Genomic DNA, 18,956 nt, shown 5'->3' with positions numbered 1-18,956 from the left:
GTCCTCGCTACGGAGGCCCGAGCAGCCAGAGCACCGCGACGAGCACCGGCTGCCCGGCCAGCGCCGCAGTGACGAACGTCCACCGCATCCACGGCTTCGCGACGAGCTCCGGCGAGCCGAACAACGGCGCCAGGGGCATGAGCAGCCGCGGGGTCGAGGCCATCGGCAGCGACACCGCGAAGATGTAGAGCGCGTAGGCGGCCGAGTACAACACGGTGGTCGACCCGAGCCGCTTCGTCGACCGGCGGAGCAGCCAGATCGGGAACCCGACGAGCAGGAACACCACGATCAGGATCCCGCCGACGCCGAGCCAGCGCCCCGCGATGAGGAACCACGGCGACAGCGGCACGAAGTCCACGCGGCCGATGAAGTTCACCCACCACGACATCTCGGTCTCGAGGTAGGCGTTCGGCGTGCCGGTCACGTGCGACGCGATGACCGGCCACGCCAGGCCCGCCGCCACCATCACGGCACCGGCGGCCACGACCTGCACCTGCTCGCGGAGCGGGAAGGTGTCGAGCACCCGCCCGGTCCCACGGCGAGCCCGGACCCACCGCACCAGCGCGATGACCCCGAGCACGAGCGGGACGGCCAACGCACCCGGACGGGTGAAGGCAGCGGCGACTCCGAGCACGGTGAGCAGCCCGTACCGGCGACGCTCCAGGGCGAGCAGCGCGCCGAACGTGAGCGCGAGGAACATGCTCTCCGCGTACCCGACCTGCAGCAGGAACGACAGCGGCCCGCACGTGAAGAAGAAGACTGCCCACATCGCGGCGGCGTTGCCCGCACGGTCGCGGACCAGGCGGTGCAGCAGGTAGGTCGCCAGCAGACCGGCCAGCACGGAGATGAGCGGGGCACCGACGGTGAACGGCAGCCCGGTCGATGCGGTGAGCATCCGGATCGTGAACGGGAACGCCGGCAGGAAGGCCCAGGCGTTCTGCGCCACGTTGCCGACGGCGTCGAGCGGCAGCACGTCGGGGTACCCGTGCAGCGAGATCTGCTCGTAGTACTGACCGTCCCAGGCGGTGAGGAACGCCGTGAAGCCGTGCCCGTTGCCCCAGATGGCGTTGTCCGGCATCGCCCGTCCGATGAGCGGGTACGCGAGTGCCAGCCACAGCGTCGACACGATCCGGCCGCCGGTCCAGACGAGCAGCACGGCCGCCCACGCCGGCAGGGAGGTCACGGTGTCGAGTGCGCGGCGCCGTCCGGTCGCGGCGGTCCCGGTGACCGCGCCGTCGAGCCGGCTCATGCGCGTGCTCGGCGCGAGCCCGTGCGCGCTCGGCGGCGTTCGGGCAGGGAGGACGGCACCCGGCCAGGGTAGTCGCCCTCCACCTGGGTGGTCGGTGCGGCACCCCGGACGGGAGGCCCGCCCTGCGTTCTGCAATACGGAATCGGTCGGGTGCGTGGTCGGCTCTCGAGGCGGCCTTCCGCCTAGCCTGGAGCCCCACGACCGACGAACCCCAGGAGGAACCGTGCCGAACCCCACCGCCCCGAAGACCGCCATCGTGACCGACAACGCCCCGAAGCCCGCCGGGCCGTACAGCCAGGGCATCGTCGCCAACGGCTTCATCTACACCGCCGGGTTCGGCCCGCAGGACCCCGCCACGGGTGCGATCGCCGACGACGTGGCCGGTCAGACCGCGCAGGTGCTGGCCAACGTCGCAGCGGTCCTGGCCGAGCACGGTGCCACCCTCGACGACGTCGTGAAGTCCACGGTGCACCTCGAGCACTCCGACCGCGACTTCCCGGCCTTCAACGAGGAGTACGCGAAGCACTTCTCGCAGCCGTACCCGGTCCGCACCACCGTGCAGTCGCACCTGGCGAACATCCTGGTCGAGATCGACGTCGTGGCGGTGCTGCCGAGCGCTTCGTGACGTCGGCGCAGGCTGTGTGAAGCCTCACCGAGGCGCCTCGCCGCGCTGGGTCACCGACCCCCGGTGCCCGCTGCTCCCTGCTCGTGGTCGATCCGGCCCGGGTCACGACGCAGCCCGGCACCGGGTGTCGCGTGCGTCAGGGCGCCCTCGGTCAGCACGGGGACGCCGGCGACGAGGACGTCGTCGATGCCCTCGGCCAGGCGCATCGGTTCGTCGTAGGACGACCGCGCCCCGACGCGATCGGGATCCACGACCACCAGGTCGGCGACCGCCCCGACGGTGACTGAGCCCCGTCGACCGAGGCCGAGTCGCTCGACCGCCGTGGTGGACAGGTGCCGCGAGGCCTCGAGCCAGGTCAGCAGCCCCGTGCGGGCGAAGTCCTGCAGGTACCGCCCGAACGTGCCGTACGCCCGCGGGTGCGGATGCGTTCCCACGAAGATGCCGTCGGACCCGGCCGTGTGCCCGGGCAGTCGGAAGAGTGGTGCGAGGTCGTCGGCAGTCCGGGGACGGGGCACGCGCATCACGGCGGTGACCTGCAGTGCCGAGTCGACCAGGACGTCGAGGGCCAGGTCCACCGGATCCGTCCCGGTCGCCTCGGCGGCGTCGGCGAGGGTGCGGCCCTGCAGCGCGTGGAACTCGGCGGCGGGCCCGTGCGACAGCGTGATCTGCTCCGCCCAGCCGGTGCCGAGGTCGGCGCGGGACAGCACGCGGTCGAGCACGGCCGCCCGGACCGCGGCACGACCCTCGTCGTCGGCGATCGCGTGGGCGAGGTCCTCGGTGCCGGGGCGGGCGAGGGCCGCGGGCAGCAGCAGCATCGACAGGATCGTGCAGCCGCGCGAGTACGGGTAGGCGTCGAACGACATCGGGGCGCCCTCGGCCTCGAGTTCGGCCAGTGCGGTCACCGCGAGGTCGACGGGCGCGTGCAGGTGGGAGACGTGTGCGCGGACGCTCGACGCGCGGACGATGTCGGCGATCTCGTCGAGGCCGGCGCGGGCGTTCCCCTCGTAACCACCGCGCATGTGCGAGACGTACAGCCCGTCGACGGCAGCGACCTCGGTGCACAGCGCAGCGAGTTCGGCGGTGTCGGCGAACAGGCCGGGGACGTAGTCGAGCCCCGTCGCCAGGCCGACTGCACCGTCCGCGAGACCGTCGCGCACGAGCTCCCGCATCGCGGCCAGCTGCGCGCTGTCCGCCGGCCCGGGGTCGTCGCCCATGACCTGGTGCCGGACCGTGCCGGCGGGCACGAGCGTCGCGACGTTGATCGGGGTCGTTCCGTCGTAGGTCGTCAGCAGGCCGTCGACCCCGCCACCGCGGTACGTCGGATGCGGACCGTCGATGGCGGCGAAGTACGTGTCGGCGTACGAACCGTCGCCCGGTGCCGGCCCGACGCCGTCCTGTCCGGTCACGATCGTGGTCACGCCCTGGCGCAGGAGCGCGAGCTGCACGCCCTCGTCGAACACGAGCGACCCGGCGTGCGAGTGCGCGTCCACGAAGCCCGGCAGCACCAGGCGTCCGTCGCAGTCGATCACGTGCGCGTCGGCAGGGGCGTCCAGGTCGGCACCGACAGCGCGGACGACGGCGTCGGTGACGAGGACGTCGGCGCGCACCGGGGACCCGTCCGCACTGAGTACCGACCCGCCGCGCAGCAGGACGACGCCGCCGGCGGACTGCTCGCCGGTGGGCTGCTCGGAGCCCGTCATGTGCTCGGGATCGCCGGTGGTCATCGGTCGAGCGCCGCGACGAGGCGGCCGGCCCGGTCCCGCAGGGCGTCGAGGTCGCCCGAGGTCAGCGCGTCGCCGACGAGCGGGGACCCGAGTCCGACGGCGACCGCACCGGCGGCCAGGTAGTCCGGGGCGTCGTCGACCCCGATGCCCCCGGTCGGGATGACGTCGACGAAGTCGAGCGGTGCCAGGACCTGCTTCAGGAACGCGGGGCCGCCGAGCTGTGCCGCCGGGAAGACCTTCACCGCACGGGCGCCGAGCCGCCACGCGCGGACGATCTCGGTCGGGGTCGCGGCGCCGGGGTACCAGCCGAGGGCACGCTCGTGCGCGCGCTCGCCGAGTTCGGCGTCGAGGTGGGGACTGACGGCGAACGAGGCGCCGGCGGCGGCGGCCTCGTCGAGCTGGCGGACGTCGAGCACCGTGCCGACGCCGATGGAGGCCGCGGAACCGTACCGCTCGACCGCCCAGGCGATGCCCTCGCGCCAGCGTGGGGTGTTCGTGGTGATCTCGATCGCCGTCACGCCGGACTCGACCAGGGTGGCGATGACGTCCTCGACGTGGTCGCCGGTGCCGCCGCGGAGGATCGCGATCGCCGGTCCGGCCTGGTGGCGGTGCCGTGCGCCGGCGTGCTGCTCGGTGCTCGTGGTGTCGTTCGTCATGGTGCGCTTCCTCGAGTGGTGGTGTTCAGCGGACGCGGTGTCGTCGGACGCGGTGTCAGCGGTCGACGTGGTCGTGCACGGTGTGGTCGGTGTCCGACGGGTCCGGGGCGTGGTGCAAGGCGGCCGGGTCCGGGCGGCGCCAGTCGCTCTCGACGGTGCAGGCGAGGGCGCCGGCGTCGGCGGCCCGGTCGAGCGCCTCGGCGGCGTCCGCTCCGCCCATGCTCGCCGCGAGCCAGCCCGCGACGAACGCGTCACCGGCACCGACCGGGTCGACGACGCGCACCGGGGTCGCGGGCCGACGGACGAACACGCCGTCGATCGACGCCACGGCGCCGCGGGAGCCGAGCTTCACGACCGCGCGGCCCCGTGCCAGCGCGGCGAGGTCGTGCGCGAGTGACTCCTCGTCGTCGTCCTGTTCGTCGCGGTCGAGCACGAGTCGGGCCTCGTCGTCGCCGGCGAACACCACGGCGGACCGTGCTGCGACAGCTCGGTACCGGTCTCGTGCAGCGTCGGCGCCGATGAGCTTCGGCCGGTGGTTGACGTCGAACGACACCGGCACACCGGCGGCGGCAGCCCGGTCGAGCGCTGCGGTCACGGTGTCGTGTGCGGACTCGGAGAGCGCGAGGGTGATCCCGGTGACGTGCACGAGCGCAGCGGTCTCGACGACGCTGCCGGGCAGGTCCGTCGCGGCCAACGCCGAGCCGGCCGAACCACGGCGGTGGTAGGTCACCCGGGTGCGGCCGTCGAGCAGCCGCTCCTTCATCATGATGCCGGTGGATCGCTCGGCGTCGGGGACCGCGAGGACGTCGACGCCCTCCCCACCGATGTCGGCGGCGACCCGGTCGCCGGCGGGGTCCGTGCCGACCCGACCGATCCACGTGGCCGGCACCCCGGCGCGGACCAGGCCGATCGCGACGTTGCTCTCCGCGCCGCCGGTGTCCACCCGCATGTGCTCCAGGTCCGGCACCGCGCCGACGTCGCGCCCGGTCAGGAGCAGCATCGTCTCGCCGAACGTCAGCACCGAGCCGGTCACCGGGCACCCCGCGCGAGGGCGAGCTGCGCCGACGAGGACCCGAGCGCGACGGAGATCTCGTGGGCGGTCCGAACGACGCCGTCGCCGAGTTCGCGGACCGCCGCTGCGGGGAACCGCGAGGCCAGCCCGGAGATGCTCATCGCGCCGACCACCTGGTTCGCGTGGTCGAACACCGGGGCGGCGACGCACCGGATGTCCGGCTCGTTCTCGCGGTCGTCGATGCCGTACCCCCGTCCGTGCGTGCGGTCGACCTCGTGCCGCCAGCGGTCGTCGTCGGTGATGGTGTGCTCCGTCATGACCTGGGCCGGCTCGGCGAGCACCCGGTCGAGCAGCTCCGGTTCACCGAACGCGACGATCGCCTTGCCCGACGCCGTGTTCCGCATCGGCAGGCGGTTCCCGATCCGGGAGCCCATGCGGACGGTGCCACGGGTCTCGACCTTGTCGACGTAGACGATGTCGGTGCCGTCCGGCACGACGAGGTGGCACGTCAGCCCGGTCTGCTCCGCCGTCCGACGCAGGAACGGTGCGGCGGCGGAGCGCAGGTCGATCCCCTCGAGGTAGCTCTGCCCGAGCAGCAGGGCGCCGAGGCCGAGCGTGAACCCGGCGTCCGGGGTGCGGCGCAGCAGGTCGTTCTCGAGCATCGGGGCCGTCAGACGGAGCACCGTCGACTTCGAGGTGCCGAGCTCGGCGGCCAGCACGGACAGGCTGACGGACACCGCGCCGCTGCGGGTCCGGTCGGCGATGCAGTCGAGCAGGCGGAGCCCGCGACGCAGGGACAGTGCAGCGTTCCGGGCAGGACCGTCGCCGTCCGTCGGCACCGGGGCCGCGGTGGTCGCGCGCATCAGAACCACGTCGCGATCGTCCGGAGCACGGTGTCGTCGTCGGCCAGGACGTGCACCTGCCGCCACTTGTCGAACACCGTGCAGGGGTGCGAGATACCGAAGACGACGACGTCACCGGGCGTCAGCTCGGGGGCACCGTCCGCCAGCGCGAGGTAGCAGTGCTGGTCGTCGAGGCGGGTGACGGTGACCGCCCCGGGCGGCGGGACGACCTGTGGGGCGCCCGCCGGGCCTCCTGGCAGGGTCGGCCGCACGGACCGCACCACCGGCAGCCCTTCGTCGAAGGAGATGTCGCGCTTGCCCACGGCGACGAACGCGAGCCCGGGCTCCGGGCAGGACGTCACGCGTCCCCAGACCTCGATCGCGGCGACGAGCGAGCCCTCGGCCGGGTGCCGGCCGAACGGCGTGCGCTCGGCGTAGAAGCCGTCGTCGTGGGTCAGGTACGCACCCGACCGCAGCAGCACGTCGAGATCGTCGGTGCGGGCTGCCACGGCGTCCACGACGGCGTCGAACCAGGCGCTGCCGCCCATGCTGAGGAGGCCGCGACCGTCGACGAGCCCGCGGACGTCCTCGGCGACGTCGAGCACGCCGGCGACGTACTCGCGCGCAGCGTCGACGCCGGGCAGTCCGCCCTCGTACCCGGAGACCCCGCGGAGCACGAGCCCGGCGTCGTGGGCGAGCAGCGCGAGGGCACGCGCGTCGTCGGGGGAGCGGACTCCGGTGCGCCCGCCCGGGAACCCGAGCTCGACCAGGACGTGCAGTTCGCCGGCGACGCTGCCCTGTGCGGTGACGGCGGCGGTGACGCCCGCGGCGGAGTCGACGTAGCAGAGGACGTCGGCGTCCGGGTCGACCGTGCGCCGGGACACGAGCCAGGCGAGGCCGGCGGGGTCGAGGACCTCGTTCGCGACCAGGATCCGGTGGACGCCGTGCTCCCACGCGACCATCGCCTGCTGGACGGACGCGACCGTCACACCCCACGCTCCGGCGTCGATCTGCCGCGCGGCGAGGTCGGGTGCCATGTGCGTCTTCATGTGCGGCGCGAACAGCAGACCGTGGCGCTCGACGTAGGCCTGCATGACGGCGGTGTTGTTCGCCAGGGCGGACTCACGCAGGGTCATCACGGGCAGGTGGGCGTGGTCGAGGACGTGGTGCGGAGTGCCCGCTGCCGGGTCCCAGGCGCCCTTCGCGGTCACGGTCCCGGTCGTCGTGTCGGCGTCGGTCATCGGTGAGCCTCCTGTCGTCGCGCAGCCTCCACGCTCCCGCTCGGCGCACCCGCGGGGCAACGCACTGGTGCGCATCATTCTGCAATGCACAACAGGATCGCGGAACCTCCTGACACGATCCCCCTGCGACCCGGCACCGGGCATAGCCTTTGACGCGACATGGCGACGACGATGACGACACCCAGACGGCGGACGGGCAGCACGGCGGTCGCCGTGCTCGTGGCGGGGACCTTCTTCATGGAGCTCCTCGACGGCACGATCCTGGCGACCGCAGCGCCCGCGATGGGACGTGATCTCGGCGTCGACTCGGCCGCGGTGGGCGTCGCGATCACCGCGTACCTGGTCACCCTGGCGGTGTTCATCCCCGTCTCGGGCTGGCTCACCGACCGGATCGGGTCCCGCACCGTCTTCGCGGGCGCGATCGCGCTCTTCACGATCGCATCGGCGCTCTGCGCGATGTCGACCGGCCTCGTCGACCTGACGCTCTGGCGGATCCTGCAGGGGCTCGGCGGTGCGCTCATGGTGCCCGTCGGCCGGCTCGTGGTGCTCAGGAGCGCCGGCCGCGAGCAGCTCGTCACCGCCATCGCGATCCTCACCTGGCCCGCCCTCGCCGCGCCGATCATCGCCCCGTTCATCGGCGGCGTGCTCGTCGACACCCTGACGTGGCACTGGATCTTCCTGATCAACATCCCGCTCGGCGTCATCGCGTTCGTCGCCGCGCTCGTGCTCGTCCCGCAGGAGCGCGCCGCGCAGCGCGTGCCGTTCGACTGGTTCGGGTCGCTGCTCGCGTGCTTCGGCCTCGGGTCGCTCGTCGTCATGGCGTCCCTGCTCGCGCTCGACGTCATCCCCGTCCTGGCCGTCGTGGTGTCCGGTGTCGTCGGGGCTGTCTGCTGCTGGTTCGCGATCCGGCACTTCCGCCGCGCACCGCACCCGATCATGGGGCTCGAGGCGTTCCGGCTCGAGACGTTCCGGGTGTCGCACGCCGGCGGCAGCCTGTTCCGACTGGCGGTCTCCGCGGTGCCGTTCGTGCTCCCGCTGCTGTTCCAGGACGCCTGGGGCTGGAGCGCCGTGCTCGCCGGGTCCGCCGTGCTGTGGGTCTTCGTCGGCAACCTCGGCATCAAGCCGATGACGACACCGTTCCTGCGCTGGTTCGGCTACCGCCCGGTGATCATCGTGTCGAGTGCGATCGCTGCGCTGACCGTCGTCGCGATGGCGTTCATGACCGAGGACACCCCGTTCTGGCTGCTCGCGGTCCTGCTCGTCGTCAGCGGAGCCGCCCGCTCCGTCGGCTTCACGGCGTACAACACCATCGCCTTCGCCGACGTCGAGCAGGCCGACATGACCCCGGCCAACACGCTCTCGTCGACGCTCCAGCAGACCGCCGCCGGGTTCGGCGTCGCCGTCGCCGCGGTCGTCATCCGCGCGGCCGGCGGGCTCGGCGGCGACGGCCCGTACTCCGTCGCGTTCTGGGTCATCGCGGCGTTGCTCGCCGTCGCGTGCCTCGAGGGCATCCTGATGAGCCGCACAGCGGGGGACACCGTCCGCCCTGCCCGCCGGGTTCGCGCCTGACCCGGGCGGTTCCACGTAGCCCTGCGCGCGGCCCGCGGCTGTCCGTTTCCGTCACGGTCACACGCGTGAAACCCGACAGGCGTTACAGTCTCAGCATCCGTTTGCGAACGCCGAGTACGGTTGCCGCGGCAGGGTGACCCGGACCACCCGGACAGGAAGGCAGCATGGCCGCGCCAGAACAGCAGAGCACGATCGCCACCGACGCAGGCGTGCCGCCCACTGCCCTCCGGGTCGTCAGCTACAACCTCCGGGAGCACACCGCGAACGGTGAACTCGCCGCCCTGGCCGAGGCCTCAGACGCCGACGTCCTCTGCGTGCAGGAGTGCGACAGCAACGACCTCGCCCCGTCGATCGGTGGGCTCTCGCTCGCCGCGTCGACCCGCACGAACCGCCTCGGACTCGCCATCTACAAGCGCGACGACCGCTTCGAGGTGCAAGACTTCAGCATCCACTCGCTGCAGAAGTCCCTGCACGACCGGGTCCTCGCACCCGCGCACGAACGGCTCATCGCGATGCACCTGCGCGACACCGAGGCCGACGCCGAGGTCGTCGTCGCTTCGTTCCACGCCTCACCGCTGACCGCGACGAACTCCCTGCGCCGCAAGCAGATCGAGGCGGCGCACCAGTTCCTCCGCGAGCTCGCGAAGGACGTCCCCGCGGTCATGGTCGGTGACTTCAACTACCCCTGGTTCCAGACGAACCTGCGTCGCAAGATCGAGCAGGGCGGGTTCGCACTGTCGCTGTCCGACCAGCCGACGTACCTGCGCTACCGCAAGTTCACGGGTCACTTCGACTTCGCGACGAGCGTCGGGCTGCACATCGCCGGCGTCGAGACCCTGCCGGCGGGCATCTCCGACCACCGTCCGATCCTGGTGCGCGCGCACTACGAGCACCCCGGAGCGACCGGCACGATCGAGACCGTGGAGTCCCCGGCCGCCTGACCCGCGCGCATGTCGTCGAATGGTCAGCAAGTGTCGGCCGGCGGTCCGGCGGTCCGGCAGACGACACGTCGTGACCACTCCGCGGGCGACGGCGGGAAGTCCTGACCGCTCGGCGGGCGACGCTGGGCGCGCCGGTGGAGCCGGCAACGCACTGGAGGCCCGGTGCCGGTCTCGTGTACCGGCACCGGGCCTCCAGTCGGTTGCGGCCACAGCACGTGGCGAGGCGGCGAAACGCGCCGTGCCCGCCGCCGTGTGGTCACGAACTGTCGGCCAGCGTTCCGCCGAGCGACACGTCGTGACCACTCGGCGGACGTGAGCGGGGAGTCGCGACCCGTCAGCGACGCAGGGTCGCGCGCGCCAGCCGGTTGCCGACGAACTGGCCGAGCTGCACGATGACGACGATCGCCGCCACCGAGACGTACACGATCCACCAGTCGTACCGCTGCGATCCGTAGGTGATCGCGTACTCGCCGAGTCCACCGCCACCGATCAACGCACCCTGCGCCGTCATGTCGACGATGCCGATGTAGATGAACGTGTAGCCGAGGATGAGCGGCCCGAGGCCCTCGGGGATCAGGACGGTCAGCAGGATCGAGACCGGGTTTGCACCCGATGCTCGAGCCGCCTCGACGACGCCGGGGTCGACCGCGAGCAGGTTCTGCTCGACGATGCGCGACACCGCGAAGGCCGCTGCCAACGAGATCGCGAAGGTCACCGCGGGCACGCCGATCGTGGTCTGCACCACGACGCGCGACAGCGGGGCGATCGCGGCGAGGAAGATCACGAACGGGATCGGCCGGACCAGGTTCACGACGACGTTGATGATCGTGTACGCGGTGCGATTGCCGAGCAGGTTGCCCGGACGGGTCGCGTAGAGCAGCAGCCCGAGGGCGAGCCCGATGACGCCGGCGATGACGAGCGACACGAGCGACATCACGATGGTGTCGCGCATGGCGGCGAGGAAGACGTCGAACGTGTCGATCACGCTCTGGAACGAGTTGTTCACGCGGCTGCCTCCTCGTCGGTCGTGACGCCGTCGGCGCGCAGGGCGGCGACGGCGCGGTCGATGGCGTCCGGTGCACCAGCACCGGCACCAGCACCAGCACCGGCAACCCCGCCGGCCGTCAGCTCGTACGTGAGCGAACCGATCCGGCGCTCGCGGATCTCGCCGACCCCGCCGTAGACGAGCTCGGCGGTGACCCCAGCGGCGCGGAACACCGCGTCGATCCGGTTCTGCAGCCCGGCCTCGTCGGTGATCTGCACGGTCACCAGACGACCGGGGTGGCGTTCGCGCAGGCGAACGAGCGTGTCGACCGAGGGGCGGTCGTGCAGCGCGGTGCGGACGAACCGCTGCGCAGCGCCCGTCTTCGGCGCGGAGAACACGTCGTAGACGTCTCCGACCTCGACGACGCGACCCTGCTCCATCACGGCGACGCGGTCGGCGATCTGCCGGACGGCGTCCATCTCGTGCGTGATGACGATGATCGTCACGCCGAGTTCCTTGTTCACCCGGCGGAGCAGCCCGAGCACCTCGGACGTGGTCTCCGGGTCGAGGGCGCTGGTGGCCTCGTCGGCGAGCAGCAGGTCGGGCGACGCCGCGAGGGCCCGCGCGATGCCGACGCGCTGCTTCTGACCGCCGGACAGCTGCTCCGGGTAGGCGTGGGCGCGCTCGAGGAGCCCGACGAAGTCGAGCAGCTCGGCCACGCGACGGTCGCGCTCGTCCTTCGGCACACCGGCGACCTTGAGCGGGTACGCGACATTGCCGGCGATGGTGCGGGACCGGAACAGGTTGAACTGCTGGAAGATCATCCCGATGTTGCGACGCGCCAGACGGCGATCCCGCTCGGGGATCGCCGTCAGTTCCTTGCCCGCCACGGTGACCGTCCCGGAGCTGGGGAGCTCGAGGGCGTTCACCAGACGGACCAGGGTGGACTTGCCGGCACCGGAGTACCCGATGACGCCGAGGACCTCTCCCTGGTGCACGTCCAGGGAGACGTCCTCGACGGCCACCACGGTCTCGCCGGTGTCGGCGCGGCGGTAGTGCTTCGAGACGCCGCGGAGTTCGACGAGGACCGGCACTACTCCGCTGCCGCCTTCGCGTCGGACTCGACCGTGGTGAGCTCCTTCTGCAGCGAGGCGGCGCTCTCGTCGCTCGGGACGGCGTCCGGGTAGTCCTTCGCGAAGACCTTCTGCACGGCGTCGTCCTGGAACAGCTTCGCCAGGTCGAGGTACGTCTTGTTGGTCTTGTCGGCGTCGCGGACGGCGAAGACGTTCACGTACGGGGCAGCCGAGGCGCTCTTCGGGTCGTCCTGGAAGATCGCGTCCTTGGTGTCGAGCCCGGCCGAGGTGGCGTAGTTCACGTTGACGATCGCGCCCTCGACGGAACCCTGCTGCAGGGCGTTCGCGGTCTGCGAGGCGTCGAGCGTCTGCACGTCGACCTTGTGCGAGGTGATGTCGGCCGTGGTCGAGAAGGCGTTGCCGCCGTCCTTGAGCTCGAGCAGGTCAGCGGCCTGCAGGACCAGGAGCGCACGGGCTTCGTTGATGGCGTCGTTCGGGATCGCGACCTTCGCGCCGTCCTCGAAGTCCGCGACGTCGGAGACCTTCGTCGAGTACAGCGGCAGCGGGTAGACGGCCGTCGCGCCGATCGGCTGCAGGTCGTCGTCCGAGGTGACGTTGTAGTTCGCCAGGTACTGGATGTGCTGGAACTGGTTGATGTCGATCTGCTTGTCCTTGAGCGCAGGGTTCGGCAGCGAGTAGTCCGAGAAGTTCTGGAGCTTCACGGTGACGTTGAGCTGCTCCTCGGCGGCCTTCACGTACGTGTTCCAGTAGGGCAGCGACTTGTCCGAGACACCGATCGTGACGGTCTTCGGCGCAGCGTCACCGGCGGCAGCGCCACCGCTGTCGCCACCGGAGCGCACGACTCCGACGATGACGGCGACGACGATCGCCACGACGACGATGACGGCGGCGATGATCCAGCCGATCGGGCGCTTGCCCTTCGGCTTCTCGGGCAGTGCGGGGGCTGCGGACATGCTGGTGCTCCTCGTGGGCCGTGCTGTGTGGGGGAGCCGCGGTGGTCCGCGGCGTGGAGTCGAGTGTGACGGGAGCGGGTCCCCGGTGCGAGTTCCGTTCCGCCGTGTTACATCGCCGTCACGGGGTGCATTGGTTCACTCGGTACGTGCGCAGCATCGAACTCGTCCTCGACGGCCCCTCGGACGCGGCGGTCCGGGCACTCTGGCAGACCCTCGTCGCCGCGGAGCTGCCGAGCCTCGGCCACTCGGGCACGAACGACCCGCACGTCACCCTCGTGGCCGGCGAGACCCTGCCCGTCCCGACGGACCTCGACGTCGCGGTGCCCGAGACCCTGCGCGTCGCCGGTGTCCTGCTCTTCCCCGCCGGCCCCGGTCGGCACGTGCTCGGCCTCGGCGTGGTCGTCGACGAGCCGCTGGCCCGCTTCCACCGCGCGGTCGACGCCGCCGCTCCGGGCTCGGTCGACTCGTCGCTGCCCGGTCGGTGGGCGCCGCACGTCACCCTCGCTCGGCGGATCCGCGACGTCGACCTGCCGGCGGCGCTCCGGGTCCTCGCTGCGGACACGCCCCTGCCCGAGGTGCTCACCGTGGGCGGTCTCCGGCACTGGGACGGGGGTGCGAAGGTGGTCACCCGCTTGCGCTGACGCACGCTGCGGACCGGCACCGGGGCGCGGGTGCGCAGGTGCGCAGGAGCGTCGGACTGGAGGCGCGGGTCAGGCCCGCAGCACCCGCTCGCCGAACGCGGATGCGAACGTCCGGTCCGGGTCGGCTCGTGCGATCAGCTCACGGACGTCCGCCACCCGCGGGTACAGCTCCGCGATCGCGTCGCCGTCGAGCGAGCTCATCTTGCCCCAGTGCGGTCGCCCGTCGAACGGCGCGAGCCGCGCCTCGAGGTCGGGCAGCAGCGCAGCGACCGCCTCCGGGTGCTTCTGCCAGGTGAACGCGATGCAGAGCACGTCCTCGCCCTGGGTCGGGCTCAGCCAGAGGTCGTCGGCCGCCATCGTCCGGAGCTCGCACACGTGCAGGTGCGGCTGGATGCGGTCGGCCAGCCCGCGCAGGGCGTCGAGCGCCGCCGCCGCGTGCCGGAGCGGGACGAAGTGCTCGCTCTGCACCTCGGACCCGTGGCTCGGCACGGACTCGATGGGGAAGTGCGGCAGCCGGTCCCACCAGGGGCCCACCGACCCGTCGCGCGCCGTGTGGTGGCCGTCGCCGGGGGAGCCGGGCAGCCGGGGAGCGCCGAACAGGTCGTCCGGCACGGCGGTGTCGTCGGCGCCGTCGGGGACCCGGGACTTCACGAGCGCCTCGCTGATCTCGTCGCCGAAGACCGTGTAGGCGCACACCGAGTACCCGGCGGCGTGGACTGCGGCGACGTGGTCGGTGAACGTGCTCCACGGGAACGGCCCGTACGAGTCCTGCCGCATCCGGTACGCGGGTTCGAGGTCGAGCGTCACCCGGGTCACGATGCCGAACACCCCGAGGTGCAGGGCGGTGCCGGGGAACGCCGGGTCGGTGCGGTCGACGGTCCGGAGCGAACCGTCGGGGCCGAGCAGTTCGAGGGACCGGACCGCGGTGGTCAGCGAGCCGAGGGTGGTGCCGGAGCCGTGGGTGCCGGTGGCGACCGCGCCGCCGACGGAGATGTGCGGGAGCGACCCCATGTTGTGCAGCGCGAACCCGGCGCGGTCGAGGTCGGGCGCGACGACGCCGTAGCGGGTGCCGGCTCCGAAAGTCGCCGTCCGCCGCTCGGGGTCGACGACCAGGTCGGTGGGGATCGCGGTCAGGTCGAGCAGGACCCCCGGGGCGTCGGCGGAGTCGTTGAACGAGTGCCGGGTGCCGAGCCCGTGCACCCGCGGGGAGCGTGCGACGACCTCGGCTGCTTCGTCGATCGAGCCCGGTCGGAGCACCTGCTCGGCCGTGTAGGTGACCGTGCCGGACCAGTTCAGTTCGCTCGCCGTCGACCGCATGCCGCCCACGATGCCACGTGGACCCGTGGGCGGCACCGCGGTCAGTGCGCGGGCGGGGGCGTCGGCGCGCCCTCGGGCACCGCCGGACGGGTGACGAAGACCGATGCCAGGATGCCGAACAGCGAGATCACCGCGCCGACCATGAACGCGGTCTTCACACCGGAAGCGGTCGCAGCGGCCACGGCGTCAGCACCCGCGCCGGTCGCTGCCGTGGCGGCGCCGATCGTGAGCAGGGTGACGAACAGGGCGGTGCCGGCGGCTCCGGCGAGCTGCTGCGCCGTGCCGAGGACCGCGCTGCCGTGCGAGTAGAGCTTCGGGGGCAGGCCACCGAGCGCCGCCGTGAACAGCGGGGTGAAGGTGAGCGCCAGGCCGATGCTCAGCACGACGTGCGCCCCGAGGACGAACCACACGCTGGTGTCCACGCCGACCGTGGAGAGCGCCCAGAGCACCGCGCTGACGATGATCGACCCGGGGATGAGCAGCACGCGCGGTCCGCGACGGTCGTAGATGCGTCCGACGATGGGAGAGAGGAGCCCCATGAGCAGCCCGCCGGGGAGCAGCAGCAGTCCGACGTTCAGGACCTCGAGCCCGAGGACGCGCTCCAGGTAGATCGGCAGCAGGATGAGCGTGCCGAACATCGCCATGAAGCTCAGCGCCATCGCGACGATCGGGACGGTGAAGCCGCGGGTCTGGAAGGTGCGCAGGTCGAGCAGGGCGCTGTCGGTGCGCTGCAGTCGGGTCTGACGGAGGATGAAGACCGTCAGGGCGACGGCGCCGACGACGAGCGCGGTGACCGGGACGAACAGGCCGGTGGTGCCGGCCTCGCCGATGCTGGACAGGCCGTAGACGATCCCACCGAACGCGAACGCGGACAGGATCACCGAGAACACGTCGAGCGGTGCCCGGCGGGGCGTCGAGACGTTGCGGACCTTGACCATGCCGAGGATGAGCGCAGCGATCGCGATCGGCAGGACGAAGCCGAACAGCCAGCGCCAGTCGAACGCGTTGAGGATGAGCCCGGAGATCGTCGGGCCGATGGCCGGCGCGACCGAGATGACGATCGAGATGTTGCCCATGATGCGGCCACGGTGGGCCGGGTCGACGAGGGTGAGCACCGTCGTCATCAGGAGCGGCATCATGATCGCGGTGCCGCTGGCCTGGACGATGCGGCCGACGAGCAGCAGCGTGAACCCGGGTGCGAGCAGGGCGATCAGGGTGCCGGCCGAGAACAGGCCCATCGCCCAGACGAAGACGGGGCGGGTGTTGAACCGCTGCAGCAGGAACCCGGTGATCGGGATGACGACCGCCATGGTGAGCAGGAAGCCGGTGGTCAGCCACTGCCCGGTCGCCGCACTGATGTCGAGGTCGTCCATCAGCCGCGGCAGCGCCACGCCCATGATCGTCTCGTTGAGGATGACGACGAACGCGGACACGAGCAACAGCCCGATCACGAGTCGGGTCTCGGCAGCGGTCGGTTGCGAGACGCTTCCCGTGCGGGGGGCGGAATCGACGGCCTGGGTCATGCGGGAGCTCCTGGTGGATCACGACTGGTGGAACGAGGTGGCGCAGAACGCGCAGACAGGGCAACCGCCTGAGTGGATTCGATTATTCCGCTCGGCACCGACATCCGCACGTGAACGGTCGGTGCGACCGGGTCAGTGCAGGATCGCGAACCCGTCGGCGTCGCCGTGCGGCACGACCGGCCGGAACTCGACGTCCGTCACGGTGGCCGACGGCGGTCCGCTCCGCAGGCACTCCATCAGCGTCTCGACCGCGACCGACGGCCCCTCGGCCTCGACCTCGACGGTGCCGTCCCAGAGGTTCCTGGCGTACCCGACGAGGTCGAGCCCGTCGGCCTTCCGTGCCGTCCAGTACCGGAACCCGACCCCCTGGACGGTCCCCGACACCACGGCATGCATCCTCGTCACCGTCGTCATGATCCTCACCGTATCCACGCGGGGCCTCCCGGAGTTTTCGGCCTCGTGACGATCTGTTTCCGGTTCGTGACGACCCGGAGCCGCCTGCGGGCGCAACACACCGCGAAGCGGTGATAGGGTCATCGCAACCCGAACACTTCGAGTCAGAATGACATGAAGGTCCACCATGGACGAAGCAGGCATCCGCGTCGCGGTCTCGACCGTGATCGTCGCGCTGCGCCCGCACCCCGACACCGGGGCGCCGGCGCTGTGGATGCCGCTGGTGCGCCGGGTCGCCGAACCGTTCGAGGGGTCGTGGGCGCTGCCCGGCGGCTGGGTCGGCGTCGACGAGGGACTCGAGGACTCCGCCGCGGCCCGACTGCGCGAGACGACGAACGTGCAGCCCCGCTACCTCGAACAGCTCTACGCGTTCGGCGACGTCGGCCGCTCACCGAGCCGGGTGGTGTCGATCGTGTACTGGGCGCTCGTGCACCCGGACGAGGCGAACGTCGTGCCGGACGACTGGAACGTCCGCTGGTTCCTCGCCGACGAGCACCCGCCGCTCGCCTTCGACCACGACCGGATCGTGGAGTACGCGCTCTGGCGGCTCCGCACCAAGATGTCGTACTCCCGCATCGCCCAGGCCTTCCTGGGGGACCGGTTCACCCTCGCCGAGCTGCGCGGGGTGTACGAGGCGGTGCTCGGGCGCGCGCTCGACCCCGCGAACTTCCGTCGGCAGGTCGAGAAGACCGACGCGATCCTGCCGACCGACGAGACCACGAGCGGGGGTCGGCACCGTCCGGCCCGGCTGTACCGCTCGAACCCCGACCTGGCCTACGCGGACAACGGCCCGCTGCAGCAGGGCACACGACCGCAGAACCGATAGGAACCACCGTGTCCATCGCGACGACCATCGACCTCATCTCGAACGGCAAGGCCGGCGGCAGCACCTGCACGCCCGACCTCGCCATGCCCACGTGGGACTTCGACTCCCGGCCCGGGTACGGCCCGGGCTCGTCGATGACCGACGTCATCCCGACGAGCGCACCGCGGCAGGGCGTGCTGCCGGACGAGTACAAGACCGCGTCGACCGACGAGCTGCACGAGCGCATCGAGCGGGCGAAGGCGACGCTCGGCGACCGGGTCGTCGTCCTCGGGCACTTCTACCAGCGCGACGAGGTCGTCCGGCACGCGGACTTCCTCGGTGACTCGTTCCAGCTCGCCAACGCGGCGCTGACGAAGCCCGACGCCGAGGCCATCGTGTTCTGCGGTGTGCACTTCATGGCGGAGACCGCCGACATCCTGGCCCGCGACGACCAGCGCGTCATCCTGCCGAACCTCGCGGCCGGCTGCTCGATGGCGGACATGGCCGACATCGACAGCGTCGAGGCCGCCTGGGCCGAGCTGACCGCCGTCTACGGCACCGAGCCCGACGCCGACGGCCGGGTGCCCGTCATCCCCGTCACCTACATGAACTCCGCTGCCGACCTCAAGGCGTTCTGCGGGCGCAACGGCGGCATCGTCTGCACCAGCTCGAACGCCGCGACGGTGCTCGAGTGGGCGTTCGAGCGCGGGCAGCGCGTGCTGTTCTTCCCCGACCAGCACCTCGGTCGCAACACCGCCAAGGCCATGGGGATCAGCACCGACCTGATGCCGATGTGGAACCCCCGGAAGCCCCTGGGCGGCAACGAGCAGCGCGACCTCGAAGCGGCGAAGGTCATCCTCTGGCACGGCTTCTGCTCGGTGCACCGTCGCTTCACGGTCGACCAGATCGACCAGGCCCGACGCGAGCACCCCGGTGTCCAGGTCATCGTGCACCCGGAGTGCCCGATGGCCGTCGTCGACGCCGCCGACCACGCCGGCAGCACCGACCTGATCCGGAAGACCGTCGCCGCGGCCACCGAACCGACGACGTTCGCGATCGGCACCGAGATCAACATGGTGAACCGGCTCGCCGCGGAGTACCCGCAGCACACGATCTTCTGCCTCGACCCGGTCGTCTGCCCGTGCTCGACGATGTACCGGATCCACCCGGGCTACCTCGCCTGGGTGCTCGAGGCCCTCGTGCGCGGCGAGGTGCTCAACGAGATCGTCGTCCCCGCCGAGGTCCAGGCCGACGCCAAGGTCGCGCTCGAGCGCATGCTCGCGGCCAAGCCCCGCGGCTGAGCCCCGAGCCCGAGCCTGAGCCCGA

At 71.7% G+C, this 18,956-nt stretch carries 18 protein-coding genes; 6 read left to right on the top strand and 12 right to left on the bottom strand.

Annotation, left to right across the window (positions count from 1 at the left end):
* Window positions 1–7 precede the first annotated feature (7 nt).
* A complete protein-coding gene (locus tag EDF31_RS07910; RefSeq protein ID WP_131845746.1) occupies window positions 8–1,249 on the bottom strand; it encodes a hypothetical protein in 1,242 nt (413 codons plus the stop codon).
* Window positions 1,250–1,472: 223 nt separating this feature from the next.
* Between EDF31_RS07910 and EDF31_RS20325 the strand changes: the two genes are divergently transcribed.
* Complete coding sequence (locus EDF31_RS20325) at window positions 1,473–1,874, top strand: Rid family hydrolase (RefSeq protein ID WP_235035960.1); 402 nt, start codon at window positions 1,473–1,475, stop codon at window positions 1,872–1,874.
* Between the two features lie 50 nt (window positions 1,875–1,924).
* Here EDF31_RS20325 and EDF31_RS07900 read toward each other — a convergent pair whose 3' ends face one another.
* From EDF31_RS07900 to EDF31_RS07880, 5 genes are read right to left on the bottom strand one after another with little or no spacing between them, the layout of a single operon-like run.
* The gene (locus EDF31_RS07900; protein ID WP_243649927.1) at window positions 1,925–3,598 is read right to left on the bottom strand and encodes an amidohydrolase family protein; all 1,674 of its coding nucleotides are present in this window, start codon (window positions 3,596–3,598) and stop codon (window positions 1,925–1,927) included.
* The gene (locus EDF31_RS07895; RefSeq protein ID WP_131845745.1) at window positions 3,595–4,254 is read right to left on the bottom strand and encodes a bifunctional 4-hydroxy-2-oxoglutarate aldolase/2-dehydro-3-deoxy-phosphogluconate aldolase; all 660 of its coding nucleotides are present in this window, start codon (window positions 4,252–4,254) and stop codon (window positions 3,595–3,597) included. The genes EDF31_RS07900 and EDF31_RS07895 overlap by 4 nt, the downstream gene beginning before the upstream one ends.
* Window positions 4,255–4,309: 55 nt before the next feature.
* Complete coding sequence (locus EDF31_RS07890) at window positions 4,310–5,287, bottom strand: sugar kinase (RefSeq protein WP_123292033.1); 978 nt, start codon at window positions 5,285–5,287, stop codon at window positions 4,310–4,312.
* Window positions 5,284–6,129 carry an IclR family transcriptional regulator gene (locus EDF31_RS07885; RefSeq protein ID WP_123338793.1) on the bottom strand — a complete coding sequence of 282 codons (846 nt, stop codon included), beginning with the start codon at window positions 6,127–6,129 and terminating at the stop codon, window positions 5,284–5,286. Before EDF31_RS07885 ends, EDF31_RS07890 begins: the two co-directional genes overlap by 4 nt.
* Complete coding sequence (locus tag EDF31_RS07880; protein ID WP_165901363.1) at window positions 6,129–7,349, bottom strand: alanine racemase; 1,221 nt, start codon at window positions 7,347–7,349, stop codon at window positions 6,129–6,131. Before EDF31_RS07880 ends, EDF31_RS07885 begins: the two co-directional genes overlap by 1 nt.
* Window positions 7,350–7,520: 171 nt before the next feature.
* Here EDF31_RS07880 and EDF31_RS07875 point away from each other — a divergent pair, with 171 nt between their 5' ends.
* Window positions 7,521–8,918 carry an MFS transporter gene (locus tag EDF31_RS07875; RefSeq protein WP_131845856.1) on the top strand — a complete coding sequence of 466 codons (1,398 nt, stop codon included), beginning with the start codon at window positions 7,521–7,523 and terminating at the stop codon, window positions 8,916–8,918.
* A 164-nt stretch (window positions 8,919–9,082) separates the two neighbouring features.
* Window positions 9,083–9,859 carry an endonuclease/exonuclease/phosphatase family protein gene (locus EDF31_RS07870; protein ID WP_111084345.1) on the top strand — a complete coding sequence of 259 codons (777 nt, stop codon included), beginning with the start codon at window positions 9,083–9,085 and terminating at the stop codon, window positions 9,857–9,859.
* A gap of 334 nt (window positions 9,860–10,193) precedes the next feature.
* On the opposite strand, the gene EDF31_RS07865 is transcribed toward EDF31_RS07870, so the two are convergent.
* From EDF31_RS07865 to EDF31_RS07855, 3 genes are read right to left on the bottom strand one after another with little or no spacing between them, the layout of a single operon-like run.
* Window positions 10,194–10,811 carry an ABC transporter permease subunit gene (locus EDF31_RS07865; protein WP_131845855.1) on the bottom strand — a complete coding sequence of 206 codons (618 nt, stop codon included), beginning with the start codon at window positions 10,809–10,811 and terminating at the stop codon, window positions 10,194–10,196.
* A 50-nt stretch (window positions 10,812–10,861) separates the two neighbouring features.
* Entirely contained in the window at window positions 10,862–11,938 is a 1,077-nt protein-coding gene (locus tag EDF31_RS07860) for a methionine ABC transporter ATP-binding protein (protein ID WP_131845743.1), read from the bottom strand.
* Complete coding sequence (locus EDF31_RS07855) at window positions 11,938–12,891, bottom strand: MetQ/NlpA family ABC transporter substrate-binding protein (RefSeq protein WP_131845742.1); 954 nt, start codon at window positions 12,889–12,891, stop codon at window positions 11,938–11,940. The genes EDF31_RS07860 and EDF31_RS07855 overlap by 1 nt, the downstream gene beginning before the upstream one ends.
* A gap of 146 nt (window positions 12,892–13,037) precedes the next feature.
* Here EDF31_RS07855 and EDF31_RS07850 point away from each other — a divergent pair, with 146 nt between their 5' ends.
* A complete protein-coding gene (locus EDF31_RS07850) occupies window positions 13,038–13,532 on the top strand; it encodes a 2'-5' RNA ligase family protein (protein WP_131845741.1) in 495 nt (164 codons plus the stop codon).
* A gap of 69 nt (window positions 13,533–13,601) precedes the next feature.
* On the opposite strand, the gene EDF31_RS07845 is transcribed toward EDF31_RS07850, so the two are convergent.
* The 3 genes from EDF31_RS07845 to EDF31_RS07835 all read right to left on the bottom strand — a co-directional run bounded on the left by EDF31_RS07845 (window position 13,602) and on the right by EDF31_RS07835 (window position 16,786).
* On the bottom strand, window positions 13,602–14,849 hold the full coding sequence (locus EDF31_RS07845) for an FAD-binding protein (protein ID WP_131845740.1): 1,248 nt from the start codon (window positions 14,847–14,849) through the stop codon (window positions 13,602–13,604).
* Window positions 14,850–14,890: 41 nt separating this feature from the next.
* Complete coding sequence (locus EDF31_RS07840) at window positions 14,891–16,372, bottom strand: MDR family MFS transporter (RefSeq protein WP_131845739.1); 1,482 nt, start codon at window positions 16,370–16,372, stop codon at window positions 14,891–14,893.
* A 132-nt stretch (window positions 16,373–16,504) separates the two neighbouring features.
* Window positions 16,505–16,786, bottom strand: coding sequence for an acylphosphatase (locus EDF31_RS07835; RefSeq protein WP_228504877.1), 282 nt, complete (start codon window positions 16,784–16,786; stop codon window positions 16,505–16,507).
* A 166-nt stretch (window positions 16,787–16,952) separates the two neighbouring features.
* Between EDF31_RS07835 and EDF31_RS07830 the strand changes: the two genes are divergently transcribed.
* Both EDF31_RS07830 and nadA read left to right on the top strand, forming a co-directional pair.
* Complete coding sequence (locus EDF31_RS07830; RefSeq protein WP_111084339.1) at window positions 16,953–17,651, top strand: NUDIX domain-containing protein; 699 nt, start codon at window positions 16,953–16,955, stop codon at window positions 17,649–17,651.
* Window positions 17,652–17,659: 8 nt separating this feature from the next.
* Window positions 17,660–18,931 carry a quinolinate synthase NadA gene (gene nadA / locus EDF31_RS07825; RefSeq protein ID WP_131845738.1) on the top strand — a complete coding sequence of 424 codons (1,272 nt, stop codon included), beginning with the start codon at window positions 17,660–17,662 and terminating at the stop codon, window positions 18,929–18,931.
* Window positions 18,932–18,956 lie beyond the last annotated feature (25 nt).

It is taken from the genome of Curtobacterium sp. PhB142, assembly GCF_004341255.1.
Taxonomy (GTDB): Bacteria; Actinomycetota; Actinomycetes; order Actinomycetales; family Microbacteriaceae; genus Curtobacterium.
This window is presented reverse-complemented; position numbering and strand designations above follow the sequence as displayed.

Coding starts and splice junctions, on each gene's coding strand:
- EDF31_RS07855 (WP_131845742.1), bottom strand. CDS start 12,891: ATGTCCGCAGCCCCCGCACTGCCCGAGAAGCCGAAGGGCAAGCGCCCG.
- EDF31_RS07900 (WP_243649927.1), bottom strand. CDS start 3,598: ATGACCACCGGCGATCCCGAGCACATGACGGGCTCCGAGCAGCCCACC.
- EDF31_RS07885 (WP_123338793.1), bottom strand. CDS start 6,129: ATGCGCGCGACCACCGCGGCCCCGGTGCCGACGGACGGCGACGGTCCT.
- EDF31_RS07840 (WP_131845739.1), bottom strand. CDS start 16,372: ATGACCCAGGCCGTCGATTCCGCCCCCCGCACGGGAAGCGTCTCGCAA.
- EDF31_RS07895 (WP_131845745.1), bottom strand. CDS start 4,254: ATGACGAACGACACCACGAGCACCGAGCAGCACGCCGGCGCACGGCAC.
- EDF31_RS07830 (WP_111084339.1), top strand. CDS start 16,953: ATGGACGAAGCAGGCATCCGCGTCGCGGTCTCGACCGTGATCGTCGCG.
- EDF31_RS07875 (WP_131845856.1), top strand. CDS start 7,521: ATGACGACACCCAGACGGCGGACGGGCAGCACGGCGGTCGCCGTGCTC.
- EDF31_RS07845 (WP_131845740.1), bottom strand. CDS start 14,849: ATGCGGTCGACGGCGAGCGAACTGAACTGGTCCGGCACGGTCACCTAC.
- EDF31_RS07865 (WP_131845855.1), bottom strand. CDS start 10,811: ATGCGCGACACCATCGTGATGTCGCTCGTGTCGCTCGTCATCGCCGGC.
- EDF31_RS07835 (WP_228504877.1), bottom strand. CDS start 16,786: ATGACGACGGTGACGAGGATGCATGCCGTGGTGTCGGGGACCGTCCAG.
- EDF31_RS07880 (WP_165901363.1), bottom strand. CDS start 7,349: ATGACCGACGCCGACACGACGACCGGGACCGTGACCGCGAAGGGCGCC.
- EDF31_RS07870 (WP_111084345.1), top strand. CDS start 9,083: ATGGCCGCGCCAGAACAGCAGAGCACGATCGCCACCGACGCAGGCGTG.
- EDF31_RS07910 (WP_131845746.1), bottom strand. CDS start 1,249: ATGAGCCGGCTCGACGGCGCGGTCACCGGGACCGCCGCGACCGGACGG.